The sequence below is a fragment of the Polaromonas sp. C04 genome (assembly GCF_002002705.1).
GTDB lineage: Bacteria > Pseudomonadota > Gammaproteobacteria > Burkholderiales > Burkholderiaceae_C > Rhodoferax_A.
This window is the reverse complement of sequence record NZ_MUNS01000020.1, coordinates 1-25320: the sequence shown is the minus strand read 5'-3', so window position 1 is coordinate 25320 and position 25320 is coordinate 1. Positions and strand designations below refer to the sequence as shown.

Genomic DNA, 25320 nt, shown 5'->3' with positions numbered 1-25320 from the left:
TTACTTCAGACCAGCGCTGCAGGAGCGCGCTCTATTTGGCGGCGGCGCCGACCGGGCCGCCCGGAATCACAACGCCCATCGAGACGACATACTTGAGCGCCTCGTCAACGTTCATTTTCAATTCGACGCAATCGCTCTTCCTGAGCATCACAAAATAGCCGCCGGTCGGATTCGGCGTGGTCGGCACATACACGCTCAGGCAGTCGTCCGGCAAATGGTTGGCCGCATCGCCGCCCGGCACGCCCGTCACGAAACCGATGGTCCAGACGCCTTCGCGGGGCCACTGCAGCAGCACCGCCGTGCGAAATGCGTTGCCGTTTTCGGAAAACAGGGTGTCCGACACCTGCTTCACGCCGGAATAGATGGAGCGCACCACCGGGATGCGGTGCAGCAAGGCATTCGACCAGCCCACCAGCTTGCGGCCAAAGAAATTGCTCGCGGTGGCGCCCACCACCAGCAAAATGGCCAGCGCCAGCAGTACCCCAAAGCCAGGAATGTGGAATCCCAGCAGCCGGTCCGGCTGCCACTGTGCGGGCAGGATCAGCAGGGTCTGGTCCAGCGTGCCGACGATCCAGTCCAGCACCCAGACAGTGATGGCCACAGGCACGATCACCAGCAGGCCAGCCAGCAGCCATTTTCGGATTGCAGCCATCACGGTCGTTCAGTGTCAGTGACCAGAAGGCGTCGCCGCCGCAGGTGTAGCGTCAGGTTTGGCGGGCGCGGCCTCGGATCTGGCGGGCGCAGCGTCGGATTTGGCCGTCGTGGCGCCCTCGGAAGGCTTGCTGTCGGTTTTGGCTTCGGTCTTGTGGTCGTCGGTCGCCGTTGCGGGCTTCGCCGCGGCGTCGCCGGCGCCGCCGCGGAAATCCGTGGCGTACCAGCCAGACCCCTTGAGCCGGAAACCGGCCGCCGTGAGCTGTTTTTTGAAGGTTGGCGCCCCGCAATGGGGACAAACGGTCAGGGGCGCATCCGAGATTTTCTGCAATGCGTCTTTGCTGTGCCCGCAGGACTCGCATTTATAAGCATAGATTGGCATGGCGTTAAGGGTTTCGGGAGGGTGCAAAACCCTCAATTATAGGCGTCGACCCGAAAATCAAGCCCCTGACCTCCCCGGTTCCGCCCGGGCGTGCGCGGCCCGTCAGCCTGCGGCTGCCAGCCTGTGGTGCGACGCACGGCTGTTCCTGATCGCCTGCGGCCCCAGCGAGCCGATCAGCATCCCCGTCAGCGCCGCCAGCACGCCAGCGAGCTGAGCCGGAAACTCGCCACCAGCCGGGGTGGCCAGAAACAGCACCCAGGTCAGCACGCCCAGCACAATGGAGAAAATCGCACCCTGGGTGGTCGCCCCATTCCAGTACAGCCCGAACACCAGCGGCACGAAAGCCCCCACCAGCGTCACCTGATACGCCCCGGACACCATCTCGTAGATCGGCGTGCCCTGCGTCTTGATGGCATACAGCAGCACCAGCGCGCTGAACACCAGCACCGTCACGCGCATGGTCCTGAGCTCCTGTTTGTCGCTGATGCGCGGCCTGAACTGGCGCCAGATGTTCTCCACGAAGGTGACGCTGGGCGCCAGCAGCGTGGCCGACGCCGTGGATTTGATGGCCGACAGCAGGGCGCCGAAGAACAGGACCTGCATCACGAACGGCATGTGCGTCAACACCAGTTCGGGCAGCACCTTCTGCGGGTCGTCCTTCAGCAGCGCGGCGGTATGCTCGGGCATGATGATCAGCGCACTGGTCACCAGGAACATGGGAACGAAAGCAAACAGGATGTAGAAAACGCCGCCGATCACGGGACCCTTGGTGGCGGCGCCCACACTGTTGGCCGACATGACGCGCTGGAACACGTCCTGCTGCGGAATCGAGCCCAGCATCATGGTGATGGCCGCCGCAAAGAAAAACAGCATGTCCTTGAAGGTCGGCTCGGGCCAGAAGTTGAACAGGTCGCGGCTGACTGCGAGTTGCACCACCTTGTCGGCGCCGCCCGCCTGATGGCCCGCAAACACCGCCAGGATGGTCAGGCCGATCACCAGAATGATCATCTGGATGAAGTCGGTGACGGCCACCGACCACATGCCGCCAAACAGCGTGTAGGCCAGGATCGACACCACGCCGATCACCATGCCGGCGGAGATGCTGATGGCGCCCTGCGACAGCAGGTTGAACACCAGGCCCAGCGCGGTGACCTGGGCCGACACCCAGCCCAGGTAGCTGAGCATGATGATGAGCGAGCACACCACCTCCACCGTGCGGCCGAAGCGCTCGCGATAGTAGTCGCTGATGGTGAGCAGGCTCATCCTGTACAGCTTGCCGGCGAAAAAAAGTCCGACCAGGATCAGGCAGGTGCCGGCGCCGAACGGGTCTTCCACCACGCCGTTCAGGCCGCTGCCCACGAACTTGGCCGGGATGCCGAGCACCGTCTCGGAGCCGAACCAGGTGGCAAACGTGGTGGTCACGATCATGGCCAGCGGCAGCCCGCGGCCCGCAATCGCGTAGTCGGCGGAATTTTTGACACGCTTGGCCGCATACAGGCCAATCGCGATGGTGACGAGCAGATAAACAATGACCAGGGTCAACAGCACGGCGCACTCTCCTTTTCGTGCCCGGCATTATCCCGGCAAACGCCAGGCTAGAACAGCCGCACGCGCAGCATGATCTGCAGCACGATCAGGCCCAGCGCAAAACCGATGCCGCCGTAGATCAACCCCTGCAGCAGCCCGTTGGTGCGCTTTTGCTCGGCCAGCAGCTCCTGCAGCTCGCGCCGTTGGTCGGCGCCGGGGCGTTGCTGCAGATAGTCGTGCAGCAGGCGCGGCAGCTCCGGCAGCAGCTTGGCATAGCGCGGCGCCTGGTCCTTGAGCTGGTCGATGAGCTTTTGCGGCCCGACCTGCTCCAGCATCCACTTCTCCAGAAACGGTTTGGCGGTGGCCCACAGATCGAGCTCGGGATCGAGCTCGCGGCCCAGCCCCTCGATATTGAGCAGGGTTTTCTGCAGCAGCACCAGTTGCGGCTGGATTTCGACCTGGAAGCGCCGCGAGGTCTGGAACAGGCGCATCAACACCATGCCGAGCGAGATTTCCTTCAGCGGACGGTCGAAGTAGGGTTCGCAGACGCTGCGGATGGCCGACTCCAGCTCGTCCACGCGGGTACCGGCCGGCACCCAGCCGGACTCGATATGCAGCTCGGCCACGCGTTTGTAGTCGCGCCGGAAAAACGCCGTGAAGTTTTGCGCCAGGTATTCCTTGTCGAACTCGGTGAGCGTGCCCACGATGCCGAAGTCCAGCAGGATGTAGCGCCCCAGCGTGGCCGGCTCGATGCTGACCTGCAGGTTGCCGGGGTGCATGTCGGCGTGGAAAAAGCCGTCGCGAAACACCTGGGTGAAAAAAATCGTCACGCCATCGCGCGCCAGCCGCGGGATGTCGACCGCGGCGGCGCGCAGGCGCTCCATCTGGCTGATGGGCACGCCCTTCATGCGCTCCATCACGATCACATCGGGCATGCAGTAGTCCCAGAACATCTCGGGAATCAGCACCAGATCGAGCCCCTGCATGTTGCGGCGCAGCTGCGCCGCACTCGAGGCTTCGCGCACCAGGTCCAGCTCGTCGTGCAGGTATTTGTCGAACTCGGCCACCACCTCGCGCGGCTTCAGGCGCTTGCCGTCGCTCGAGAGCCGCTCCACCCAGACCGCCAGCATGCGGATCAGGCTCAGGTCTTTTTCGATCGCCAGCAGCATGTTCGGTCGCAGCACCTTGACGGCAACTTCGCGCTCCTGGCCATCGCGGCCCCGCAGCATGGCGAAGTGAACCTGCGCAATCGAGGCGCTGGCAATCGGCTCGCGGTCGAAGCTGGTGAAAATTTCGCTCAAAGGCTTGCGAAAGGCACGCTCGATGGTCGCGATCGCGATGGCCGAATCGAACGGAGGCACGCGGTCCTGCAGCCGCGCCAGCTCGTCGGCAATGTCCATCGGCAGCAAGTCGCGCCGGGTCGAGAGCACCTGGCCGAATTTGACGAAAATCGGCCCCAGCCGCTCCAGCGCCTCACGCAGCCGCTGGCCGCGCGGCGCCTGCAGGTTGCGCCCGACCGAGACCCCGCGCGCGATGACCCGAAGCCAGGGTTTTTGAAAACTCGTGAGCACCAGCTCGTCGAGCCCATAGCGCAGCGCAATCAGGACGATGAAGGCGCCGCGAAAAATACGCCTCATGGCTGCGCCCTGCCGGGACCCGCAGGGCTTTGCGCACGCGCGCTGGTGAACTGGCGCAGCCCGTCCGCCAGACGGCGCGCGGCCTGGCCCAATGCATGGGCCGGCGCATCACCCAGCACGCGCGACAGGTCTTCTTCCACGTCCCAGCGCACATGGTCCACCAGCCAGTTGACCTCGGCGGCGAGCTGCACATCGCCTTCAATGCGCACGGCGGGCTTGTCGCCTCGCAGCGCCGCCTGGGCCAACTCGAACGGCGACGCCTGCAGCATGGCCAGCGTCAGGTCGGGGCGCGCGTGCGCCGGCGCCACGTCGAGCAGGCCGGCCGGAGTCGCTATCAGCTTGATAGCGAATGAGCGCCACTGGGCAAGGACGACACGGTCTTTTTGCCGTGCAAGGCGGGCCATGGCCTCACTCTCCTGCGCCAGCACGTGATTCAGGAACAGCACCAGGCGATGCTGCATCTCGTCGACCAGCCATGCCGGTGCCCTCAGACCGGGCGCCAGCTTGTCGACCATATCGTTCAAAAAAGAAAAGGGGGACGATGTAACCATAGTCCCCGATTATTCCCCGAAAGCCATTGCGCCCCGGCGGCGCCCAACGCGCCGTCACCTCGCTACTGGAGCGCCTGCACGCCGGCCACCAGCCAGCCGCTGGTGCCGCTCTTGGGCTTGGACATGTTCCAGACCTCCCGGAACGGGCTCGGGCCGGCGGACGGCTCCTCGCGGATCATGCCGGAGAACTCCACGCTGGCCAGGTAGCCCTCGCCCAGGTCCTCGATGCCCAGCAACTGCGCCTGCAGCATCACCACGTCGGTCCGGTTGGACTGCCCGCCCGTATGCACTTCGCGCTCGGACAGCTGGGTCTTGATCTCGCCCAGCATGGTGTCGGTCATCATGGTGCGCAGCATGCCGATGTCGGCGCGATCCCAGGCGTCCTGCAGCGTCACAAAGTTGCGCTTGGCCGCGGCCAGAAACCCGTCGGCATCGAACCCTTCGGGAACGCCCCAGGTTTGCGAGCCAGTCAGGGCTGAACCGATCAGGGAGCCTGGAGCGGGCAAGGCCGCCGCCCCGTTCTGGGATTTGTCCGGATCAAACGCCATGCCGGTGCGCTCCCAGGGACGTGCCGAAGCGTCGTTGCCCACGTTGTCGGGGCTGTACTGGCGCGGCGTGACCGCCGCCGGCGCGCCGCCGGCGCCCTCGAATGCAAACCCAGCGCCCGCCGGCGTGGCGCCCGCCCTGCGCGAACGCATCACCATCCCGTACACCGCAAGCCCGATCACCACCACCAGGGCCAGCAGCAGGATTTGCCCAAACGCCGCGCCCAACCCGAGCGAGTGCGCCAGCCAGGCCAGGCCCAGACCGGCCGCCAGGCCGCCGAGCATGCCGCCCCACGGCTTTCGGGGTGCAGGAGCGGCGCCATTGGCCCCCGCCGCAGCGGGCGCCGGTTTGGCCGCACTTTGCGTGGCGCCGCCCGGCGCGACCGGCGCCCGGGCGGCCTCGCGCTGCGTCACGTTGCCGGACTGCTGGCCGAAGGAGCGCCCGCCCCCCAGGCGCCGCGCCGCGTCGGCGTTCAGGCTCGACAGGGCGAGAAAAACCGCCAGAATCAAAGACCAGTACTTCATGTCAATCTCCCTTTTCCTTTTTTCCCGGATGCGCTAGCACTTGATTCCAACATGCAGCGCCACGACGCCGCCGGACAGGTTGTGATAGTCCACATGGCCAAAGCCGCTTTGCTTCATCAGGGCCTTGAGCGCCTCTTGATCGGGGTGCATGCGAATGGACTCCGCCAGGTAGCGGTAGCTGGCGTCGTCGCCGGCCACCAGCCGGCCCAAGCCGGGCAGCACCTTGAAGGAATACCAGTCGTAGAGCTTCTCCAGCGGCTTGGCCACCTTCGAGAATTCGAGCACCAGCAGCTTGCCGCCGGGGTGAAGCACGCGGTTCATCTCGGCCAGCGCCGCGTCCTTGTGCGTCATGTTGCGCAGGCCGAAGGCGACGCTGACCACATCGAACGAGTCGCTGGCAAACGGCAGCTTTTCGGCGTCGCACACCAGCGTGGGCAGCGCCACGCCCGCATCGAGCAGGCGCTCGCGCCCGGTGCGCAGCATGGCCTCGTTGATGTCGGTGTGCACCACCCGGCCCGATGCGCCGGCCTTCTTGGCGAAGGCCAGCGCCAGATCGCCCGTGCCGCCCGCGATATCGAGCACCGATTGGCCCTCGCGCACATCGGCCACCAGCACGGTGTAGGCCTTCCAGGCGCGGTGCAGCCCCAGCGACATGAGGTCGTTCATCAGGTCGTATTTGGGCGCGACCGAGTCGAACACGCCGCGCACGCGGCGCGCCTTGTCGCCTTCTTCGACCGATTGAAAACCGAAATGCGTTGTTGTCATAAGGGCGATGCTAGAGCGGAAATGGCGCCAGCGCGGTGACACCCCCGCATTGTGTCGGAGATTTGTCGGGAATTAGTCGAAATGATGAGAAAAATCGGGGCTACGCCCTTGATGGATCTACGCAGGATGCTATATTATTAATAGCAGACGGGAGCCTCAATGGCTGCCGCGGGCGTGCCCGCCCTTGCCCGGCATGGGCGCGTCGCGATCGACACCGGCGGCGCGCAGGCGCTCCGTGTAGTCGCCCCACAGCTTGTCCTGCTGGGAGCCCAGAAAGTACAGGTAGTCCCACGAGAAAATACCGGTGTTGTGGCCGTCGGAAAAGCTCGGTTGCACCGCGTAGTTGCCAATCGGCTCCAGCGCCACCAGGTCCACCTCGCGCTTGCCGGTCTGCAGCACTTCCTGGCCGTGGCCATGGCCCTGCACCTCGGCAGAGGGCGAATACACGCGCATCAGCTCGAACGGAATGCGAAAGGTGACGCCGTCCGAAAACGTGATTTCAAGCACGCGCGACTGGCTGTGTACCGTGATGTCTTGGGGCGTCGGCGCCCCGGATTTCAAACCGGCCATGGAAGGCTCCTCTCAAGTGTTGGTGGCAGAGCAAAATTGCTGCGTAATTCCTGGTCTGTCCCGCAAGGTATCAGACCAACACGCGCTCGATCCCGCCCGCATTCGCGGCGGCCACGTACTCGGGCAGCCACTGTTCGCCCAGGATCTGGTTCGCCATCTCGATCACGATGTAATCGGCCTCGAGCAGGCCGTTCTGCAGGTCGTCTTCATAGCGCTTGAGGCCCTGCAGACAGCTCGGGCAGCTGGTGAGAATCTTCACATTGCCTTGCGCGCCTACGGTGCCGGCGGCGCGCAGTTGCGCTTCGCCCTTGCGGATTTCTTCTTCCTTGCGAAACCGCACCTGGGTCGCAATGTCGGGCCGGGTCACGCCCAGCGTGCCGGATTCGCCGCAGCAGCGCTCGCTCTTGATCACGTTGTCGCCGACCAGCGCCTTGACCGTTTTCATCGGATCGCCGAGCTTCATGGGATTGTGGCAAGGCTCGTGGTACAGGTAGCCCCCCTGCCCCGCGGGCAGCGTGATGCCTTTTTCCAGCAGGTACTCGTGGATGTCGATGATGCGGCTGCCCGGAAAGATCTTGTCGAACTCGTAGCCCTGCAGCTGGTCATAGCAGGTGCCGCAGCTCACCACCACGGTCTTGATGTCCAGGTAGTTGAGCGTATTGGCCACGCGGTGGAACAGCACGCGGTTGTCGGTGATGATTTTCTCGGCCTTGTCGTACTGGCCCGCGCCACGCTGCGGATAGCCGCAGCACAGGTAGCCGGGCGGCAGCACGGTCTGCACGCCGGCGTGCCAGAGCATGGCCTGGGTCGCGAGCCCCACCTGCGAGAACAGCCGCTCGGAGCCGCAGCCCGGGAAGTAGAACACCGCCTCCGTCTCAGGCGTGGTGCCCGTGGGGTTGCGGATGATCGGCACGTAATCCTTGTCCTCGATGTCGAGCAGCGCGCGCGCCGTCTTCTTGGGCAGGCCGCCCGGCATCTTCTTGTTGATGAAGTGGATCACCTGCTCGCGCACCGGCGCGGTGCCCAGCGTGGCCGGCGGTTTGGCGGTCTGCGCCCGGGCCAGCCGGTGCAGCAGCTGGTTGGCCAGGCGCTGCGCCTTGAAGCCCACGCCGACCATGGCGCCGCGCACCAGCTTGATGGTCTGCGGATTGGTGGCGTTGAGAAAGAACATGGCCGCCGCATTGCCGGGGCGAAAGCTCTTTTTCCCCATCTTGCGCAGCAGGTTGCGCATGTTCATCGACACGTCGCCGAAGTCGATGTCGACCGGGCACGGGGACAGGCACTTGTGGCACACGGTGCAGTGGTCGGCCACGTCCTCGAACTCCTCCCAGTGCCGGATCGAGACGCCGCGCCGGGTCTGCTCCTCGTACAGGAAGGCCTCGACCAGCAGCGAGGTCGCCAGGATCTTGTTGCGCGGGCTGTACAACAGGTTGGCACGCGGCACGTGGGTGGCGCACACGGGCTTGCACTTGCCGCAGCGCAGGCAGTCCTTCACCGAATCGGCAATCGCGCCGATGTCGGACTGCTGCATGATCAGCGACTCGTGCCCCATGAGGCCGAAGCTGGGCGTGTAGGCGTTGGTCAAATCGGCCTGGATCTCGCCCTCACCCCTGCCCTCTCCCGCTGGCGGGAGAGGGAGTGGCTGGCCCCCTCTCCCGCCAGCGGGAGAGGGTCGGGGTGAGGGGGTGCGCAGCAGCTTGCCCTTGTTGAAGCGCCCCTCGGGATCGACCCGGCGCTTGTAGTCGGTGAACGGCTGGAGCTCTTCATCGCTCAGGAACTCGAGCTTGGTGATGCCGATGCCGTGCTCGCCCGAGATCACGCCGTCGAGCGAGCGTGCCAGCGCCATGATGCGCTTGACCGCCTCGTGCGCGGTTTGCAGCATGTCGTAGTCGTCGCTGTTGACCGGGATGTTGGTGTGTACATTGCCGTCGCCCGCATGCATGTGCAGCGCGGCCCAGACCCGGCCCTTGAGCACGCGCTGGTGAACCGCGTTGCACTCTTCCAGAATCGGCTTGAACGCGTCGCCCGAAAAAATCGCCTGTAGCGGAGCGCGAATCTGCGTCTTCCAGCTGGCGCGCAGCGAATGGTCCTGCAGCCCGGGAAACAGCTCGGCCACGCCCTTCAGCCAGCCGCTCCACAGCGCGCGCACCTCGTGGATCAACGCCAGCGCCTGCGCCACGCGGTCTTCCAGCAGTTCGGCCGACGGCACCTCGCCCGACTCGTCCTTCTTGCCCAGCGGCAGGTTGCCGCGCGTAAAGAAAGCCTCCAGCTCGTCGCACAGCCGGAGCTTGTTGGCGAGGCTCAGCTCGATGTTGATGCGCTCGATACCGTCGGTGTATTCGGCCATGCGCGGCAGCGGAATCACCACGTCCTCGTTGATCTTGAAGGCGTTGGTGTGCCGGCTGATGGCCGCCGTGCGCTTGCGATCCAGCCAGAACTTCTTGCGCGCCTCCGGGCTGATGGCGATGAAGCCCTCGCCGCTGCGCGAGTTGGCAATGCGCACCACCTCGGAGGTGGCGCGCGCCACGGCGTCGGCGTCGTCGCCCGCGATGTCGCCGAACAGCACCATCTTGGGCAGGCCGCCATGTTTCTTCGACTTGGTGGCGTAGCCCACGGCCTTCAGGTAGCGGTCATCCAGATGTTCCAGGCCCGCCAGCAGGACCGGGGAGGGAGCCGGTCCTTCGCCATTCTCACCCGTGCGCTTTTGCAGGGAGAACATGAAGTCCTTGATCTCGACGATGCTGGGCACCGCGTCCTTCGCGTTACCAAAGAACTCCAGGCACACGGTGCGGGTGTGCACCGGCATGCGGTGCACGATCCAGCGCGCGCTGGTGATCAGGCCGTCGCAGCCCTCTTTCTGGATGCCGGGCAGGCCCGAGAGGAACTTGTCGGTCACGTCCTTGCCCAGCCCTTCCTTGCGGAAGGTCTTGCCGGGAATGTCCAGCCGCTCGGTGCGCACCGGCGTCTTGCCGTCGGCCTCGAAGTAGCGCAGCTCGAAGCTGGCCAGCTCGGCATCGTGGATCTTGCCCAGGTTGTGGTTCAGCCGCGTGACTTCCAGCCACTGCGCCTGCGGCGTCACCATGCGCCACGAGGCCAGGTTGTCCAGCGCGGTGCCCCACAGCACGGCCTTTTTGCCGCCCGCGTTCATGGCGATGTTGCCGCCGATGCACGAGGCCTCGGCCGAGGTCGGATCGACGGCAAACACGAAGCCTGCGCGCTCGGCGGCGTCCGCCACGCGCTGCGTCACCACGCCCGCCTCGGTCCACACGGTGGCCACCGGCTGGTCCAGCCCGGGCAACGAAACCATCTCGACCTCGGTCATGGCCTCCAGCTTTTCGGTGTTGATGACCGCGCTCCTCCAGCTCAAGGGAATGGCGCCGCCCGTGTAGCCGGTGCCGCCGCCGCGCGCAATGATGGTCAGGCCCAGTTCGATGCAGCCCTTGACCAGGGCCGCCATCTCGGCCTCGGTATCCGGGGTCAGCACCACAAACGGGTACTCCACGCGCCAGTCGGTGGCATCGGTCACGTGCGAGACGCGCGAGAGGCCGTCGAACTTGATGTTGTCCCTCGCGGTGCACTTCTGCAGCACGCGCCGGGCCTGCCGGCGCAGGCGGGCCACTTCCAAAAATGTAGCATCGAATGCCCGTACCGCCTGGGCTGCAGCCTCAAGAAGCTCTCCAACGATGACGTCCCGCCCGGCATCCATCGCGGGTGTGCGGCGTTTTCCGACCTCGGCCAGGCGGTGCTCCAGGGCCTCCACCAGCAGCTTGCGGCGCTTCGGGTTGTCCAGCAAATCGTCCTGCAGATACGGATTGCGCTGCACCACCCAGATGTCGCCCAGCACCTCGTACAGCATGCGCGCCGAACGCCCGGTGCGCCGCTCCTGGCGCAGGGAATTAAGCACCTCCCAGGCCCTTGCGCCCAACAGCCGGATCACGATCTCGCGGTCGGAAAACGAGGTGTAGTTGTAGGGGATTTCGCGCAGGCGGGGCGCCTCATCGGCCGCGGCCATGAGGTGGTTGAGCGTTGTGGGAGCGTTCATGAGGTCCTGGAATTGCAGCCAGAACGGACTGCCGTGCTGGGATCGAATGTTACCGCAGCGCAGCATTCACGCGCCTGCCATGGGGGAACCCCATGGAAACCCGGGTTGCGGCGTGCCGGTGCTGTCGTGTTAAATCAATGTGTCACATTTCCTTGATAGCCTCAGGCATCGATACAGGAGTCTTCACGATGAAACTGCAATTTACTGCGGCAGCGCTTGCTGCGGCCTTGGTCCTGCCCTTGTCGGCGCAGGCGCAAACCGAAATCCAGTGGTGGCACGCCATGAGCGGACCGCTGGGCGATTGGGTCGGCGACCTCGCCAAGGACTTCAACGCAAGCCAGAAAGAATACAAGGTCGTTCCCACCTACAAGGGCACCTATGGCGAAACGCTGACCGCCGGCATGGCGGCATTTCGGGCCGGCAACGCGCCCGACATCCTGCAGGTGTATGAAGTCGGCACCGCCACCATGATGGCGGCCAAGGGCGCGATCAAGCCGGTCGGCGAAGTCATGACCATGGGCGGCGCCAAGTTCGACAGCAAGGCCTACATTCCGGCGGTGGCGGGCTACTACACGGCGCCCAACGGCCAGATGCTGAGCCTGCCATTCAACAGTTCGACCACGGTTTTTTATTACAACAAGGATGCGTTCAAGGCTGCGGGCATCGACCCCAACAAGGCGCCCGCCACCTGGCCCGAAGTGATTCTGGACGCCGCCAAGCTCAAGGCAGCCGGCCACAAGTGCCCGTTCACGACGAGCTGGATGAGCTGGACCCAACTGGAGAGCTTCTCGACCTGGCACAACGTGCTGTTTGCAACGCTGAACAATGGCTTCGGCGGCCCGGCAGCCCGGCTGGTCTTCAACTCGCCACTGCACGTACGCCATTTCGACGATCTGTCCAATATGGCCAAGCAGGGCCTGTTCGTCTACAAGGGCCGCGACAACGCGGCCGATGTCTCGTTCCCCTCGGGTGAATGCGCGATGATGACGGGCTCCTCCGGCCTGTATTCGCGCGTCAGCAAGGAAGCCAAGTTTGCCTACGGCATCTCGGCCCTGCCGTATTACCCGGATGTGGCCGGCGCTCCGCAAAACACCATCATCGGCGGTGCCAGCCTGTGGGTGATGGCGGGCAAGAAAGCGGAAACCTACAAGGGCGTGGCGGCGTTCTTCAAGTACCTGTCGCGGCCCGACGTGCAGTCGGCCAGCCACAAGCGCACCGGCTACCTGCCGATCACCACGGCCGCCTATGAACTCACCGACAAGTCCGGCTTCTACAAGGAGCACCCCGGTACCGATGTGGCGGTGACGCAGATGATCCGCAAGACCACGGACAAGTCGCGCGGCATCCGGCTGGGCAACTTCAACCAGATCCGCACCATCATCGACGAAGAAACCGAGCAGATCTGGACCGGCAAGAAAACGCCGAAAGAGGCGCTGGACGCTGCCGTCACACGCGGCAACGAGCAACTGGAACGGTTCCAGAAGGCCAACAAGTCCTGAAGGATTGCTTTCGTCGGCGCCGTCATGACGGCGATTGGCTCCGGCCCTTCCCGCAACGCGGGGAGGGCCTCATAGTTTGATCCATGGAAAAACGTGTCCTCTTCCGCTCCCGGTGGCTACCGTGGATGCTGCTCGCGCCTCAGGTGACCGTCATCGCGGTCTTCTTCTTCTGGCCGGCCGGGCAGGCCATGCTGCAATCGTTCCAGCTGCAGGATGCCTTTGGCCTGTCTACCCAGTGGGTGGGTTTCGACAATTTCAGAGACCTGTTCACCGACTCGGCGTATCTGAACTCCTTCAAGATCACCGCGCTCTTCTCGTTGCTGGTGGCGGCCTTGGGCATTGGCCTGTCGCTCATGCTGGCTGTTTTTGCGGACCGCATCATCCGGGGTGCGCTGTTTTACAAGACTTTCCTGATCGTGCCGTATGCGGTCGCGCCGGCCGTGGCGGGCGTCCTGTGGCTGTTCATGTTCTCGCCCACGCTGGGCGTCGTGGCGTATGCGTTGCGCAGCCTTGGCGTGGACTGGAACTCCCTGCTCAATACGGGCGATGCGGTCGCCCTGATCGTGATGGCCGCGGTGTGGAAGCAGATTTCCTACAATTTCCTGTTCTTCATGGCGGGACTGCAGTCGATTCCCAAGTCCCTGATCGAAGCGGCAGCCATCGACGGCGCAGGACCCTGGCGGCGCTTCTGGAGCATCCAGTTTCCGCTGCTGTCGCCGACCACTTTCTTCCTGCTGGTGATCAACATGGTCTACGCCTTCTTCGACACCTTTGCGATCATCGACGCCACCACGCGCGGCGGTCCGGGCCAGGACACCATGATCCTGGTCTACAAGGTCTATAACGACGGCTTCAAGAATGGCGATCTGGGCGGCTCCGCGGCCCAGTCGGTGGTGCTCATGGCCATCGTGATTGCGCTGACCGTGGTGCAGTTCCGCTATGTCGAGAAAAAGGTCCAATATTGATGAAAGCCCTGCATCATGGTTGAACGCAGCCCGTGGCTGACGGTCCTGGCCCACGTGGTGATGGTGCTGGGCCTGCTGGTCGTCGCATTTCCGCTGTACCTGGCGTTCGTCGCCTCCTCGCACACCGCACAGGAAATCATCCAGGCGCCGATGCCGCTGCTGCCGGGCGGCCATCTGTGGGAAACCTACAAAACCGCCCTGCTGGGCGGCGGCGACGGCGCCGGCTCGACCGCGCCGGTGGCGCGCATGATGTGGGTGAGTCTGGTCACGGCGCTGGTGATCACCTTTGGCAAGATCGCCATCTCGCTCTTGTCGGCGTTCGCCATCGTCTACTTCCGCTTCCCGTTCAAGAATTTCTTCTTCTGGGCCATCTTCGTCACGCTGATGCTGCCGGTCGAGGTGCGCATCATGCCGACCTACAAGGTGGTGTCCGATCTGGGCATGCTCAACACCTATGCGGGCCTGACCATTCCCCTGATCGCCTCGGCCACCGCCACCTTCCTGTTCCGCCAGTTCTTCCTGACCGTGCCCGATGAGCTGGTGGAAGCGGCGCGCATGGATGGCGCCGGGCCAATGCGTTTCTTCAAGGACATCCTGCTGCCGCTGTCCAAGACCTCGATCGCGGCGTTGTTCGTGATCCAGTTCATCTACGGCTGGAACCAGTACCTGTGGCCGCTGCTGGCCACCACCAGCGAGGACATGTACCCGGTGGTGATCGGCATCAAACGCATGATCGCGGGCGGCGACTCGGCAAACCAGTGGAACGTGGTGATGGCCACCGCCATCCTGGCCATGGTGCCGCCGGCCATCGTGGTCATCCTGATGCAGAAGTGGTTCGTCAAGGGCCTGGTTGATACGGAAAAATAAAGATCAAAAATGGCCTCCATTTCACTCAGGAACATCACCAAACACTACGGCACCGGCAAGACGGCGGTGCAGGTGCTGCACGGCGTCAGCGCGGAAATTGCCGACCACGAATTCGTGGTCATCGTCGGCCCGTCCGGTTGCGGCAAGTCCACGCTCTTACGTATGGTGGCCGGGCTGGAAGAGATCAGCGGCGGCGAAATCGCCATTGGCGCGCGGGTCGTGAATGACCTGGAACCGGCGGAGCGCGACATCGCCATGGTGTTCCAGAACTACGCCCTGTACCCCCACATGAGCGTGTTCGACAACATGGCCTACGGCCTGAAGATCGCCAGGGTGCCGGCTGCCGAAATCAGGGCCCGGGTCGACAAGGCCGCCGGAATTCTGGAGCTGGCCCATCTGCTGGACCGCAAGCCCCGCGCGCTGTCCGGCGGGCAGCGCCAGCGCGTCGCGATGGGCCGCGCCATCGTGCGCCAGCCGCAGGTCTTTTTGTTCGACGAGCCGCTGTCGAACCTGGACGCCAAGCTGCGCGTGCAGACCCGGCTCGAAATCCAGAAGCTGCACCGTGAGCTGGGCATCACCTCGCTCTTCGTCACGCACGACCAGATCGAGGCGATGACGCTGGCGCAGCGCATGATCGTGATGAACGCGGGCCGCATGGAACAGTTCGGCACGCCCGAAGAGGTCTACACGCGCCCGGCCACCACATTCGTCGCCAGCTTCATGGGCTCGCCGCCGATGAACCTGCTCAAGAACGGGCCGAATGCCGAGTTGAAAGGCCCTGCCGGCGCCCTCATGGGCATTCGCCCCGAGCACCTGCAGATCACGCCCACGGGCTGGGCGCTGCAGGTCGAAACGCTGGAAATGCTGGGCGCGGAGCGGCTGGTGTATTGCCGCATGGGCGGCGAGCCGCTGATCGTGCGCACCGACGAGGGCCAGGTGGCACCGGCCATCGGCGCGACCATTCACGTGACGCCGCGCTTTGATCGCCTGCACTGGTTCGACGCCGCCAGCGGGCAGCGGCTGTAGTCGACGCGATCCGCACCATGTCGCTGCAAACCGTCAGCTTCGAGCTTTGGCCTTACCCGCGCTGGATCGCGCACCGCGGCGCGGGCAAGCTGGCACCGGAGAACACACTGGCCGCGTTCCGGCTCGGGGCCAGTCACGGCTACCGCATGTTCGAGTGCGATGTGAAGCTGTCCAGCGACGGCGTGCCATTTCTGATGCACGACACCCTGCTCGCGCGCACTACCAACAGCCGCCAGCGGCTGGATGCCGCGGCCAGCGACGTCGGCGGCGAGCACCCCTGGGGCGAGCTCGCGCAACTGGACGCGGGCAGCTGGCATTCGCGCGCCTTTGCGGGCGAGCCGCTGCCCAGTTTCGAGAACATCGCCCGCTATTGCCTGCACAACGGCCATTTTTTGAATGTCGAGATCAAGCCCACGCCCGGCGTGGAGCGCCACACCGGCGGAGTGGTCGCCCACCATGCCGCACGGCTCTGGCGCGACGCGGCCGCGCCGCCCCTGCTCAGCTCGTTCAGCATTGAGGCGCTGCAGGGCGCGCAGGCGGCCGAACCCTGCTTGCCGCGCGGCCTGCTGCTGGACACGCTCTGGCAGGGCTGGTTGGAGGCCGCCATCGACCTGGGCTGCGTGGCCATTGTGTGCAACCACGCGCTGTGGGACCGTGCCAGCGTCGCGCAGGCCCACAACGCCGGGCTGCGTGCCTTGAGCTACACCGTGAACGACGAGTGGGCCGCCCAGCGCCTGCTGGACCTCGGCACCGACGGCATCATCACCGACCGCGTGGATTTGTTCGCCCCGCGGGCTTGACGCGGCCGGCTCAGCGCCGCCAGCCCCGCACCATGAGCCACTGGCTGGTGGCGCAGCCAAGCACCAGCGCCGCGTAGGTCGCCATCTTGCCGTCGTGCCCGAAGTACCACAGCCCGAGCAGCAAGGCGGCCACGCCGACTACAGAATTGATAGCTACCTGCGCCCACCACGTATGGACTGCAGGGCCTTTTCTTTCAAATAACCGGGAGGCCAGCGCCGTGACAATGGCCACGAACAGCGCCGGCGCGACGAAATTGAGCAGTTGAATGAGCAGGTCCAGAGGTCCCATGGTGTTGCGTTTTGTGTGCCAGTGGCAGGTCGTTGATCCGGCTCAATACCTGTTCGAGCCATAAATTTTATAATTCAAAAATGGCAGTCTGGGCTTTAGGCATCAATCACACGACCGCGCCGCTCGATCTGCGCGGTCGCTTTGCGTTCGCCGTCGACCAGATCCAGCCGGCCCTGCATGGGTTGCGCGCGTCGCTGGCCCGCCATCCCGAGGTGGCCATCCTGTCCACCTGCAACCGGACCGAAATTTACTGCGCCGGCGAAAGACTGGCGGCGGGCCACGCGCTGGACTGGCTGGCCCGCACGGGCAACGTCTCCCCCGAGCTGCTGCGCTCGCACACCTACACACTGGAAGACGGGCCGGTGGCGCGCCATGCCTTTCGCGTCGCCAGCGGGCTCGATTCCATGGTGCTGGGCGAGGCCCAGATCCTGGGCCAGATCAAGGACGCGGTGCGTGCCGCGGAAGAAGCCGGTGCCCTGGGCACGACGCTGAACCAGCTGTTCCAGCGCTCGTTTGCGGTGGCCAAGGAAGTGCGCACCTCGACCGAAATCGGCGCGCACTCCATCAGCATGGCCGCCGCCGCCGTGCGGCTGGCGGGCCAGTTGTTCGAGGACCTGAGCCAGATCAAGGTCCTGTTTGTCGGCGCCGGCGAGATGATCGAACTCGCGGCCACCCATTTCGCGGCCAGAAACCCGAAGGCCATCGCCATCGCGAACCGCACCCTGGAGCGCGGTGAAAAACTGGCCAGCCGCTTCGGCGGCGAGGTGATGCGCCTGGCCGACCTGCCCGCGCGCCTGCACGAGTTCGACGCCGTGGTCAGCTGCACCGCCAGCACCCTGCCCATCATCGGCCTGGGCGCCGTCGAGCGGGCCCTGAAGGCGCGCCGGCACCGCCCGATGTTCATGGTCGACCTGGCCGTGCCGCGCGACATCGAGATCGAGGTCAAGGCGCTGCAGGACGTGTACCTGTACACCGTGGACGACCTCGCGGCCGTGGTGCAGACCGGCCAGGCGAATCGCCAGGCGGCGGTGGCACAGGCCGAGGTCATCATCGACGCCGGCGTGCAAAGCTTCATGCACTGGATGGACCAGCGCGGCAGTGTGCCGCTGATCCAGCAACTGAACGCGCAGGCGGACGAATGGCGCGGCGCCGAAATCGCGCGCGCGCGCCGGCTGCTGGCCCGCGGCGAAGATGTCGATGCGGTGCTGGAGGCCCTGTCCAGGGGCCTGACCCAGAAGATGCTGCACGGCGCCATGGCCGAGCTGCATGCGGGCGACCACGCGGCCCGCGAACGCGCCAGTGTCGCCATCGAGCATTTCTTTCTGCGCAAAAGCCGTTAGGGGCGCCCCATGAAATCCTTCCTGCGCGCGCGGCTGGAGCGTTACGCTGTCCGTTTGTCGGAGCTGGACTTTTTGCTCTCGCGCGAAGACATCATGCGCGACATGAGCCAGTTTCTGGTGCTCTCGCGCGAGCACTCCGACGTGGCGCAGCTGGTGAGCCGCTACCAGCGCTATGTGGCGCGCGAAAACGATCTGGCCGCGGCCCAGGCCCTGCAGGCCGACCCCACGAGTGACGCCGACATGGCCGAGATGGCGCAGGAGGAAATTGCCTCGGCGCAGGCCGAACTGGCGCAACTGCACGCCGAGCTGCAGCGCATGCTGCTGCCCAAGGACCCGGACGACGCGCGCAACGCCTTCGTCGAAATCCGCGCCGGCACGGGCGGCGACGAATCGGCCCTGTTCGCGGCCGATCTGCTGCGCATGTACGCCCGCTACTGCGAGCGCCGCGGCTGGAAGACCGAGATCATCAGCGAGTCGCCCAGCGAACTCGGGGGCTACAAGGAAGTGGTGCTGCGCGTGGTCGGTGACCAGGCCTATGGAGCGCTCAAGTTCGAATCCGGCGGGCACCGCGTGCAGCGCGTGCCGGCCACCGAGACGCAGGGGCGCATCCACACCAGCGCCTGCACCGTGGCCGTGCTGCCCGAGCCCGATGAGCAGGAGGCCATCAAGATCAACCCGGCCGACCTGCGCATCGACACCTACCGCGCCAGCGGTGCCGGTGGCCAGCACATCAACAAGACCGACTCGGCGGTGCGCATCACGCACATTCCGACCGGCATCGTGGCCGAGTGCCAGGACGGGCGCAGCCAGCACAGCAACAAGGCCCAGGCGCTCAAGGTACTCACCGCGCGCATCCAGGAAAAGGACCGCTCCGAGCGCGCCGCGAAGGACGCCGCCGAGCGCAAGAGCCTGATCGGCAGCGGCGACCGCAGCGACCGCATCCGCACCTACAACTTCCCGCAGGGACGCCTCACCGACCACCGCATCAACCTCACGCTGTACAAGCTGCTCGCCATCATGGAGGGCGAGCTGGACGACGTGGTGCAGGCGCTGCAGGCCTACGAGGCGGCGCAGCAGCTGGCCGAGCTGGAAGTGGCGAGTGCTTGACTACTCGCTAACTTTGTATCAAATCGACCTGTAGCCCTTACGTGGTATGCGAAGTCGGCTATTTTTTTCATAGCAATCGACCATGACCTCCACCGCCCAGGCGCTGCTCGAAGCGCAGTCCCGCGGCCTGGACCGGCTGGATGCGCAGTTGCTGCTGCTGCACGCGCTGGGCCGCGCCCCGCACGACCGCGCCTGGCTGCTCGCGCACGACACCGATGCGCTGCCGCCCGCGGTGCAAGCCACGTTTGACGCCCTGGTGCAGCGCCGCTCTGGCGGCGAGCCGCTCGCCTACCTCACCGGCCACAAGGAATTTTTCGGACTGGATCTGCAGATTGACGCGCGCGTGCTGGTGCCCCGGCCGGACACTGAAACGCTGGTGGAGTGGGCGCTGGAGGTGCTGGACGAGGCATCCGTTCGGTCGAACCCTGCGCTGCCCGATGCCAGGGATACCGCGGAACCGGCTTTGCCGGGCCGCTGGTATCGCCCCCTTGAGGGGGAGGCGCCGCAGGCGCTCCGGGGGGGGGGCATCTCCGTCATCGACCTGGGCACCGGCAGCGGTGCCGTGGCGCTGGCGCTCAAGCACGCGCGGCCCGGCCTGCAAGTCAGCGCCACGGACGCCAGCGCCGACGCGCTTCAGGTCGCCCAGGCCAACGCGCAGCGGCTGGGGTTGGCTATCGAATTCATTCAAGGCTCATGGCTGACGCCGATCGAAGGCCGCTACCACGCCATCGTGTCGAACCCGCCCTACATCGCCGCGCAGGACCGGCACCTGATGGATTTGACGCACGAGCCGCTGCAGGCGCTGGCCAGCGGCGACGACGGTCTGGACGACATTCGCCCCATCATCGCGCAGGCGCGTGCGCACCTGCACCCGGGCGGCTGGCTGCTGCTGGAACACGGCTACGACCAGGCCGAGTCGGTGCGTGCGTTGCTTAGCGGTGCCGGCTTCGAGGAAGTGCAGTCCAGGCTGGATCTGAGCGGCATCGAGCGCTGCAGCGGCGGACGCGCGCCGCGGGCCTGACTCAGCGGTTCACATCCACCACCAGGCGGCCGCGCACCTTGCCGTCCAGCAGGTCGGTTGATTTTTCAATCACCTGCGACAGCCCGATTTCGACCGTCATGCGCTCCAGGGTGTCGCCATCCACGTGCTGCGCCAGCAGCCGCCAGGCCTCGGCACGCCTGGCGTTGTTGATGAAGACACAGTTGATGCCGTACAGCGTCACGCCGCGCAGGATGAAGGGCATCACGGTGCTCGGGAAATCCGCGCCCTGCGCCAGGCCGCAGGCCGCGACGGCGCCGTTCCATTGGGTTGCGGCGCAGGCGTTGGCCAGGGTGTGGCTGCCGACCGTGTCGACCACGCCGGCCCAGCGCTCCTTCTGCAGCGGCTTGCCCTGCGCGGAGAGTTCGGCGCGGTCGATGATGTGCGCCGCACCCAGCGACGTCAGGTAGTCGGCTTCCTGCGGCCGTCCCGTGGACGCGGTGACCAAATAGCCGAGGCCCGAGAGCAGCCGCACGGCCACCGAACCAACCCCACCGGCCGCGCCGGTAACAAGTACTTCGCCGTCACCCGCCTTGAGGCCGTGGCGCTGCAAGGCCATCACGCACAGGGCCGCGGTGTAGCCCGCGGTGCCGATGGCCATCGCCTGCCGGGTCGAGTAAGCCTCGGGCAGCCGCAGCAGCCACCCCGCGGAGAGCCGCGCCTTCTGCGCCAGGCCGCCCCAATCCGTCTCGCCGATGCCCCAGCCGTTGACGACGACGCGGTCGCCGGGCTTCCAGGCGGGGTCGTTGCTTTGTTCGACGACGCCCGCCAGGTCGATGCCCGGCACCAGCGGCCACTTCTTCACGATCGCGCCGCGCCCGGTGATCGCCAGCGCATCCTTGAAATTCAGGCTCGAGTACTCCACGCGCACCGTCACGTCGCCCGCCGGCAACCGGGCTTCGTCCAGCGGCGCCAGCGTCGCAACGGTCTGCTTGTCGTTTTGGGTGAGCAACAGGGCCTGGAACATCGCGGAATCCTTCTCGGACATGGTTGATTGGGGGTCGCTACGCGCGCGGTGATTTCGTTTCGGCCTGGGACCGCAAGGCGGCAAAGTCCTCTTCGAAGAACTCCCACTCGCCCTTCTCGTTCGCGGCCCGGCGCCTGGCTTCTGCATGGCGCAGGTCCACGCGGCGGATCTTGCCGGAGATGGTCTTGGGCAGCTCCGCAAACTCGAGCCGGCGGATGCGCTTGTACGGCGCCAGCTTCACCCGCAGAAAGGTCAGGATGCTTTCGGCCAGCTCGGCCGAGGGGCTGTAGCCCTGACGCAGGACCACGAAGACCTTGGGCACCGCCAGACGCAGCGGATCGGGGCTGGGCACCACCGCGGCCTCGGCCACGGCTTCGTGCTCGATCGCGACGGATTCCAGCTCGAACGGCGAGATGCGATAGTCCGCGGCCTTGAACACATCGTCGGCGCGGCCCACGTAGGTGATGTAGCCGTCGGCATCGCGCGCGGCCACGTCGCCGGTGCGGTACACGCCCCCGCGCGTCACCTCGGCATTCTTCTCGCTGTCGTCGAGGTAGCCGCTCATCAGTCCGACGGGGCGCGGATCCAGCTGCAGCGCAATCTCGCCCTCGTCGGCGTGCTGGTCATCAGCGTTGATCAGCGCCACGCGATAGCCCGGCAGCGGCCGGCCCATCGACCCCGCCTTCACCGGCTGGCCCGGCGGGTTGCCGACCTGGGCCGTGGTTTCCGTCTGGCCATAACCGTCGCGTACCGTGATGCCCCAGGCCGTCTTGATCTGCTCGATGACCTCGGGGTTCAGCGGCTCGCCGGCGCCGATCAACTCACGGATGTGCAGACGGTCGCGATGCGCTGCGAGATCCTCCTGGATCAGCATGCGCCACACCGTCGGCGGCGCGCACATCGTCGTCACCTGGAATTTTTCCAGCACGCCGAGCAGGGCCGGCGCGTTGAAGCGCGTGTAGTTGTAGATGAAAACGCAGGCACCGGCATTCCAGGGCGCGAAGAAACAGCTCCACGCGTGCTTGGCCCAGCCGGGCGAGGAGATGTTGAGGTGGATGTCGCCGGGCTGCAGGCCAATCCAGTACATCGTCGACAAATGGCCCACCGGATAGCTCTGGTGCGTGTGCAGCACGAGCTTGGGCTGGGACGTCGTTCCGGAGGTGAAATACAGCAGCAAGGGGTCGCTCGCGCGGGTCACGCCGTCCGGGGTAAAGCCGGTGGCGGCCTGCATCGAATCGGCAAAATCCAGCCAGCCGCCAACGGCCTTGCCGACGCACACGCGGGTGTAGCTGCCGGGCACATCGGCGAACTTGTCGACGTTCGCCGCCCCCACGATCGCGTGCTTGACGTCGCCGCGCAGCATCCGGTCGCGCAGGTCCTGCGGCGTCAGCAGGTTGGAGCAGGGAATCAGCACCACACCCAGCTTGATGCAGGCCAGCATGCTCTCCCACAGCGGCACCTCGTTGTTCAGCATGAGGAGGACGCGGTCGCCGCGCTTGGCGCCCTGCGCGCGCAGCCAGTTGGCTACCTGGTTCGAGCGCGCCGACATCTGCGCGAACGAAAGCTTTCGCTGCTCGCCCGACTCCTCGACGATCCACAGCGCAGGCTTGTCGTTGCCCACCGCCATGCGGTCGAAGTGGTCCAGCGCCCAGTTGAACTCGGTGAGCTCGGGCCATTTGAAATCGCGGTAGGCGGTGGCGTAGTCGGTGCGGTGCGCCAGCAGGAAGTCGCGGGCTCGCAGGAAGGCGTCGGCGGCGGTCATTGTGTCTCCTTCAACATCATGGGGTGAACTGGAACTTTACTCCGCCGGCGCGGGCGGCTCAAACCCCTTCGGTCGCGACCAAGAGGGATTTAGCCGTGCGCGCACGGATGGCGCGCAGCGGCAGGTACTCGGGTGAGTCCCACCAGGCCTTGAGCCGGGCCATGCTCGGGAATTCGAGCAATACCCAGCGCCCGGGCGCCTCGCCCTCCAACACTTCCGTGACGCCGCCGCGGGCAATGGAGCGCCCCCCGTACGCCTCGATCGTGGCGGACACCTTCTGGCTGTACTCCTCGTATCCGATGCCGTCGACGACCTCGACGTGGGCGACTACATAAGCGACCATGGCTGCTTCTCCTGGGTGGGTGGTGACTCCCTGATTGTCGTGCGTCTGGCGCGCCAGCAAATCAGGTCCAATAGGGATATGGAAAACCCGCACGACATCGAACAGCGCCTGACCGATCTGGAGATCAAGGCCACCTTCACCGAAGACCTGCTGGAGCAGCTGGACCAGGTCATCGTCCGTCAGCAACAGCAAATCGACCTGCTGATTCGCGAGATCGGCCATCTGCGCCAGCCCGCCACGGACGCGCCAAGCGGCGCGGCGCGCAACCTGCGCGACGAGCTGCCGCCGCATTACTGAGCGATCGCCATTTCGCCGACAATCGTGGGTTGATCAAAGGTTTAACTCCATGACCCCCAGCCCCTCCGACGCACCTGTCCTGCCAGATGCATCCACGCCCCCCGAGACTTCGGCCAAAAAACCGGGACGCCTGCCTTCCGCCCGGCCCGTGCTGGAAAAACTGTTCGAGCTGTACCCGCATCTGTTCGGCGCCGAGTTCCTGCCGCTCAAGCTCGGGATCTTTCAGGAACTGCTGGCCGCGCACCCCGAGCATTTCTCGCGCGACGCGCTCAAGGCCGCCCTGGGCGTGCACACGCGCTCCACGCGCTACCTGCAAAGCGTGGCCGCGGGCAAACAGCGGCACGACCTGGCCGGCGTGGCCGTGGAGCCCGTGGCCCCCGAGCATGTCTGCCTGTCCGTGCTGGAGCTGTTCCGCCGCAAGCAGGGTCGAACCCCCGAAGACCTGCGGCCGAAGTTTCGCGCGCAGCTCCTGCGCGCGTTCGAGGCCTCCGGCCTGACACCCCAGGAGTACCGGGCCAAGGTCCAGACGAGCGATGCGCGCGCCAACGCCCTGCTGGAGGAAGCGTTTGCCGAATACGACCAGCAGCGCGCCAGACAGGAGGCCCTGTACCGGGCCCTGGAGAGCAGCGGCAAGACCCCCGCGGAGTTTGCCGAGATGTACGGCCTGAACCCGCGCGACGTGAGCGCGGCGCTCGAGCGCCAGCGCCGTCAGCAGACCCCGGCCGCCCCGCTCTGACGTCTCGCCGCGCACCGCAGACTCTGACAGGTCAGGCGGCTATGCCCTTCCAGCCTTTCACCCCGGCAAGCCGCCTTTACCTGGCCGGCGCCATCATCCTGATCGGGGGCCTGATCGCCGCCGCGCTGGTTTATTTCCTGGCGGCGAACCCCGCCGACACCAGCGCCGCCGGCTACAGCATCGTGGGCGGAAACACTTACGCCCTCACGCTCGCGGAATCGACGCGCGAACTGCAGGAGGTCGAGCGCCTCGGCGGCCAGCCCGCCGTCCTGGTGCTCGAATTTCACCGCTGGTTTTTATCGCTATGGCATGGGCGGCGCCTGGCGTACACGCTGGCGCTGCTGTCCGCCGCGGTCGCGCTGTTGTGCTTTCATATCGCGGGCTTGATGGGGGAAGATATTGGGGATTGAGCGCTTTGTGAGGGACGCGCGCCATGAGTTCTATTACAAAACTATTCGCGACTCATTTGTGGCTCTAACCGTTACCAGGTATACGTAGTTAGCTACAAATTTAATAGCCATCAACTCTTTGAACCGCCTTCGGTACTCGTCGACCAAAACGGTCAGTTTCCTACCGTTGGGGGGAGTCCATACAGGGTTAGTCGTCAGTGAGCGGGCCCGACACGGAGGCGGTAGCTTTCATTGTCAATGGCCGCATGAATACAGCGAGTGTGAGCGTACTGCGGTAACGCGGCGAGTAGCGCATGAATTTCAGCTCTCTTGGCTTCCAGCATTCGGCAGCCGAGAATTACTGACGTTACCGCCTGGGCCGGAAAACTGAAGAGATGGATTGCCTCCGACCCCGTTCCTATGACATGCGACGCATCCGCGAGCGGCACGATCATTCTCCATTCGGCTTCGTACTCCCACTCGACACCCTTCATCAGGAAGGCCGAACCATCCTCAACTTCTGAAAGTGTTAGAGAGGGCCGCTTGGAACTGTAAGTCACCTGACGTAGATGGTAATAGTTCGACGAACACCGTCGTTGACGACCTGACCTTGTTGAGTCAGATGTCCATGACATGACGCAGCATGGCAAACGGGACACGCCAGCCGGTGCCGCCTTCGCAATCGACAGAGGCCGTGCG

The 25320-nt window shown here is 65.4% G+C and carries 24 protein-coding genes and 1 pseudogene; 11 read left to right on the top strand and 14 right to left on the bottom strand.

The genetic code is table 11. The annotated features are described in order from the left end of the window. Nucleotides 1-31: 31 nt before the first annotated feature. The 9 genes from B0E49_RS01400 to B0E49_RS01360 form a co-directional block, all read right to left on the bottom strand. The gene (locus B0E49_RS01400; RefSeq protein ID WP_077560186.1) at nucleotides 32-652 is read right to left on the bottom strand and encodes a DUF502 domain-containing protein; all 621 of its coding nucleotides are present in this window, start codon (nucleotides 650-652) and stop codon (nucleotides 32-34) included. 15 nt (nucleotides 653-667) lie between these two features. Further along, the gene (locus B0E49_RS01395) at nucleotides 668-1033 is read right to left on the bottom strand and encodes an FmdB family zinc ribbon protein (RefSeq protein ID WP_077560185.1); all 366 of its coding nucleotides are present in this window, start codon (nucleotides 1031-1033) and stop codon (nucleotides 668-670) included. A gap of 102 nt (nucleotides 1034-1135) precedes the next feature. After that, the gene (locus tag B0E49_RS01390; RefSeq protein WP_077560184.1) at nucleotides 1136-2581 is read right to left on the bottom strand and encodes a high affinity choline transporter 1; all 1446 of its coding nucleotides are present in this window, start codon (nucleotides 2579-2581) and stop codon (nucleotides 1136-1138) included. A gap of 47 nt (nucleotides 2582-2628) precedes the next feature. Next, on the bottom strand, nucleotides 2629-4197 hold the full coding sequence (gene ubiB / locus B0E49_RS01385; protein WP_077560183.1) for a ubiquinone biosynthesis regulatory protein kinase UbiB: 1569 nt from the start codon (nucleotides 4195-4197) through the stop codon (nucleotides 2629-2631). Continuing rightward, nucleotides 4194-4748, bottom strand: a complete 555-nt coding sequence (locus B0E49_RS01380; protein WP_077560182.1) for a hypothetical protein — start codon at nucleotides 4746-4748, stop codon at nucleotides 4194-4196. The genes ubiB and B0E49_RS01380 overlap by 4 nt, the downstream gene beginning before the upstream one ends. 62 nt (nucleotides 4749-4810) lie before the next feature. Next, nucleotides 4811-5818, bottom strand: a complete 1008-nt coding sequence (locus B0E49_RS01375; RefSeq protein ID WP_077560181.1) for a Tim44 domain-containing protein — start codon at nucleotides 5816-5818, stop codon at nucleotides 4811-4813. A gap of 33 nt (nucleotides 5819-5851) precedes the next feature. Next, entirely contained in the window at nucleotides 5852-6583 is a 732-nt protein-coding gene (ubiE, locus tag B0E49_RS01370; protein WP_077560180.1) for a bifunctional demethylmenaquinone methyltransferase/2-methoxy-6-polyprenyl-1,4-benzoquinol methylase UbiE, read from the bottom strand. A 156-nt stretch (nucleotides 6584-6739) separates the two neighbouring features. Continuing rightward, nucleotides 6740-7153 carry a gamma-butyrobetaine hydroxylase family protein gene (locus tag B0E49_RS01365; RefSeq protein WP_077560179.1) on the bottom strand — a complete coding sequence of 138 codons (414 nt, stop codon included), beginning with the start codon at nucleotides 7151-7153 and terminating at the stop codon, nucleotides 6740-6742. Nucleotides 7154-7223: 70 nt separating this feature from the next. Continuing rightward, nucleotides 7224-11195 carry a DUF3683 domain-containing protein gene (locus B0E49_RS01360; RefSeq protein ID WP_077560583.1) on the bottom strand — a complete coding sequence of 1324 codons (3972 nt, stop codon included), beginning with the start codon at nucleotides 11193-11195 and terminating at the stop codon, nucleotides 7224-7226. 188 nt (nucleotides 11196-11383) lie between these two features. Between B0E49_RS01360 and ugpB the strand changes: the two genes are divergently transcribed. The 5 genes from ugpB to ugpQ all read left to right on the top strand — a co-directional run bounded on the left by ugpB (nucleotide 11384) and on the right by ugpQ (nucleotide 16352). Then, nucleotides 11384-12694: a sn-glycerol-3-phosphate ABC transporter substrate-binding protein UgpB gene (gene ugpB / locus B0E49_RS01355; RefSeq protein ID WP_077560178.1), complete on the top strand. Its 1311-nt coding sequence runs from the start codon at nucleotides 11384-11386 to the stop codon at nucleotides 12692-12694. A gap of 83 nt (nucleotides 12695-12777) precedes the next feature. Then, nucleotides 12778-13659 (top strand): sn-glycerol-3-phosphate ABC transporter permease UgpA, encoded by an 882-nt coding sequence (gene ugpA / locus B0E49_RS01350; protein ID WP_077560177.1) that lies wholly within the window; start codon nucleotides 12778-12780, stop codon nucleotides 13657-13659. 15 nt (nucleotides 13660-13674) lie between these two features. Next, complete coding sequence (gene ugpE, locus B0E49_RS01345; RefSeq protein WP_077560176.1) at nucleotides 13675-14526, top strand: sn-glycerol-3-phosphate ABC transporter permease UgpE; 852 nt, start codon at nucleotides 13675-13677, stop codon at nucleotides 14524-14526. A 9-nt stretch (nucleotides 14527-14535) separates the two neighbouring features. Next, nucleotides 14536-15552 (top strand): sn-glycerol-3-phosphate import ATP-binding protein UgpC, encoded by a 1017-nt coding sequence (locus B0E49_RS01340; RefSeq protein WP_077560175.1) that lies wholly within the window; start codon nucleotides 14536-14538, stop codon nucleotides 15550-15552. A gap of 17 nt (nucleotides 15553-15569) precedes the next feature. Continuing rightward, nucleotides 15570-16352 carry a glycerophosphodiester phosphodiesterase gene (ugpQ, locus tag B0E49_RS01335; protein ID WP_077560174.1) on the top strand — a complete coding sequence of 261 codons (783 nt, stop codon included), beginning with the start codon at nucleotides 15570-15572 and terminating at the stop codon, nucleotides 16350-16352. A gap of 10 nt (nucleotides 16353-16362) precedes the next feature. On the opposite strand, the gene B0E49_RS01330 is transcribed toward ugpQ, so the two are convergent. Next, a complete protein-coding gene (locus B0E49_RS01330; protein ID WP_077560173.1) occupies nucleotides 16363-16641 on the bottom strand; it encodes a hypothetical protein in 279 nt (92 codons plus the stop codon). A gap of 80 nt (nucleotides 16642-16721) precedes the next feature. Between B0E49_RS01330 and hemA the strand changes: the two genes are divergently transcribed. From hemA to B0E49_RS01315, 3 genes are all read left to right on the top strand, one after another. Continuing rightward, nucleotides 16722-17981, top strand: a complete 1260-nt coding sequence (gene hemA / locus B0E49_RS01325; RefSeq protein ID WP_077560172.1) for a glutamyl-tRNA reductase — start codon at nucleotides 16722-16724, stop codon at nucleotides 17979-17981. 9 nt (nucleotides 17982-17990) lie between these two features. Beyond that, a complete protein-coding gene (gene prfA, locus B0E49_RS01320; protein WP_077560171.1) occupies nucleotides 17991-19088 on the top strand; it encodes a peptide chain release factor 1 in 1098 nt (365 codons plus the stop codon). A gap of 82 nt (nucleotides 19089-19170) precedes the next feature. Next, nucleotides 19171-20109 (top strand): HemK/PrmC family methyltransferase, encoded by a 939-nt coding sequence (locus B0E49_RS01315; RefSeq protein ID WP_077560170.1) that lies wholly within the window; start codon nucleotides 19171-19173, stop codon nucleotides 20107-20109. A 1-nt stretch (nucleotide 20110) separates the two neighbouring features. Here the strand turns inward: B0E49_RS01315 and acuI are convergent, their stop codons facing one another. The 3 genes from acuI to B0E49_RS01300 are packed head-to-tail and all read right to left on the bottom strand — an operon-like array spanning nucleotide 20111 to nucleotide 23199. Further along, the gene (acuI, locus tag B0E49_RS01310; RefSeq protein WP_077560582.1) at nucleotides 20111-21094 is read right to left on the bottom strand and encodes an acrylyl-CoA reductase (NADPH); all 984 of its coding nucleotides are present in this window, start codon (nucleotides 21092-21094) and stop codon (nucleotides 20111-20113) included. A 37-nt stretch (nucleotides 21095-21131) separates the two neighbouring features. Further along, nucleotides 21132-22856, bottom strand: coding sequence for an AMP-binding protein (locus B0E49_RS01305; protein WP_077560169.1), 1725 nt, complete (start codon nucleotides 22854-22856; stop codon nucleotides 21132-21134). A gap of 58 nt (nucleotides 22857-22914) precedes the next feature. Next, nucleotides 22915-23199: a DUF1330 domain-containing protein gene (locus tag B0E49_RS01300; RefSeq protein ID WP_077560168.1), complete on the bottom strand. Its 285-nt coding sequence runs from the start codon at nucleotides 23197-23199 to the stop codon at nucleotides 22915-22917. A gap of 78 nt (nucleotides 23200-23277) precedes the next feature. Between B0E49_RS01300 and B0E49_RS01295 the strand changes: the two genes are divergently transcribed. The 3 genes from B0E49_RS01295 to B0E49_RS01285 are packed head-to-tail and all read left to right on the top strand — an operon-like array spanning nucleotide 23278 to nucleotide 24642. Further along, a complete protein-coding gene (locus B0E49_RS01295) occupies nucleotides 23278-23496 on the top strand; it encodes a SlyX family protein (RefSeq protein WP_077560167.1) in 219 nt (72 codons plus the stop codon). A gap of 49 nt (nucleotides 23497-23545) precedes the next feature. After that, nucleotides 23546-24232: a ProQ/FINO family protein gene (locus tag B0E49_RS01290; RefSeq protein ID WP_077560166.1), complete on the top strand. Its 687-nt coding sequence runs from the start codon at nucleotides 23546-23548 to the stop codon at nucleotides 24230-24232. Between the two features lie 41 nt (nucleotides 24233-24273). Further along, on the top strand, nucleotides 24274-24642 hold the full coding sequence (locus B0E49_RS01285; protein ID WP_077560165.1) for a hypothetical protein: 369 nt from the start codon (nucleotides 24274-24276) through the stop codon (nucleotides 24640-24642). Nucleotides 24643-24836: 194 nt separating this feature from the next. Here the strand turns inward: B0E49_RS01285 and B0E49_RS20655 are convergent. After that, a pseudogene (locus tag B0E49_RS20655) lies at nucleotides 24837-25320 on the bottom strand (hypothetical protein); the annotation flags it as partial.

Coding starts and splice junctions, on each gene's coding strand:
- ubiE (WP_077560180.1), bottom strand. CDS start 6,583: ATGACAACAACGCATTTCGGTTTTCAATCGGTCGAAGAAGGCGACAAG.
- B0E49_RS01290 (WP_077560166.1), top strand. CDS start 23,546: ATGACCCCCAGCCCCTCCGACGCACCTGTCCTGCCAGATGCATCCACG.
- B0E49_RS01360 (WP_077560583.1), bottom strand. CDS start 11,195: ATGAACGCTCCCACAACGCTCAACCACCTCATGGCCGCGGCCGATGAG.
- ugpQ (WP_077560174.1), top strand. CDS start 15,570: ATGTCGCTGCAAACCGTCAGCTTCGAGCTTTGGCCTTACCCGCGCTGG.
- B0E49_RS01400 (WP_077560186.1), bottom strand. CDS start 652: ATGGCTGCAATCCGAAAATGGCTGCTGGCTGGCCTGCTGGTGATCGTG.
- ugpE (WP_077560176.1), top strand. CDS start 13,675: ATGGTTGAACGCAGCCCGTGGCTGACGGTCCTGGCCCACGTGGTGATG.
- B0E49_RS01330 (WP_077560173.1), bottom strand. CDS start 16,641: ATGGGACCTCTGGACCTGCTCATTCAACTGCTCAATTTCGTCGCGCCG.
- B0E49_RS01380 (WP_077560182.1), bottom strand. CDS start 4,748: ATGGTTACATCGTCCCCCTTTTCTTTTTTGAACGATATGGTCGACAAG.
- B0E49_RS01375 (WP_077560181.1), bottom strand. CDS start 5,818: ATGAAGTACTGGTCTTTGATTCTGGCGGTTTTTCTCGCCCTGTCGAGC.
- B0E49_RS01340 (WP_077560175.1), top strand. CDS start 14,536: ATGGCCTCCATTTCACTCAGGAACATCACCAAACACTACGGCACCGGC.
- hemA (WP_077560172.1), top strand. CDS start 16,722: ATGGCAGTCTGGGCTTTAGGCATCAATCACACGACCGCGCCGCTCGAT.
- ugpB (WP_077560178.1), top strand. CDS start 11,384: ATGAAACTGCAATTTACTGCGGCAGCGCTTGCTGCGGCCTTGGTCCTG.
- B0E49_RS01365 (WP_077560179.1), bottom strand. CDS start 7,153: ATGGCCGGTTTGAAATCCGGGGCGCCGACGCCCCAAGACATCACGGTA.
- prfA (WP_077560171.1), top strand. CDS start 17,991: ATGAAATCCTTCCTGCGCGCGCGGCTGGAGCGTTACGCTGTCCGTTTG.
- B0E49_RS01285 (WP_077560165.1), top strand. CDS start 24,274: ATGCCCTTCCAGCCTTTCACCCCGGCAAGCCGCCTTTACCTGGCCGGC.
- B0E49_RS01305 (WP_077560169.1), bottom strand. CDS start 22,856: ATGACCGCCGCCGACGCCTTCCTGCGAGCCCGCGACTTCCTGCTGGCG.
- B0E49_RS01295 (WP_077560167.1), top strand. CDS start 23,278: ATGGAAAACCCGCACGACATCGAACAGCGCCTGACCGATCTGGAGATC.
- B0E49_RS01300 (WP_077560168.1), bottom strand. CDS start 23,199: ATGGTCGCTTATGTAGTCGCCCACGTCGAGGTCGTCGACGGCATCGGA.
- ugpA (WP_077560177.1), top strand. CDS start 12,778: ATGGAAAAACGTGTCCTCTTCCGCTCCCGGTGGCTACCGTGGATGCTG.
- B0E49_RS01395 (WP_077560185.1), bottom strand. CDS start 1,033: ATGCCAATCTATGCTTATAAATGCGAGTCCTGCGGGCACAGCAAAGAC.
- ubiB (WP_077560183.1), bottom strand. CDS start 4,197: ATGAGGCGTATTTTTCGCGGCGCCTTCATCGTCCTGATTGCGCTGCGC.
- acuI (WP_077560582.1), bottom strand. CDS start 21,094: ATGTTCCAGGCCCTGTTGCTCACCCAAAACGACAAGCAGACCGTTGCG.
- B0E49_RS01315 (WP_077560170.1), top strand. CDS start 19,171: ATGACCTCCACCGCCCAGGCGCTGCTCGAAGCGCAGTCCCGCGGCCTG.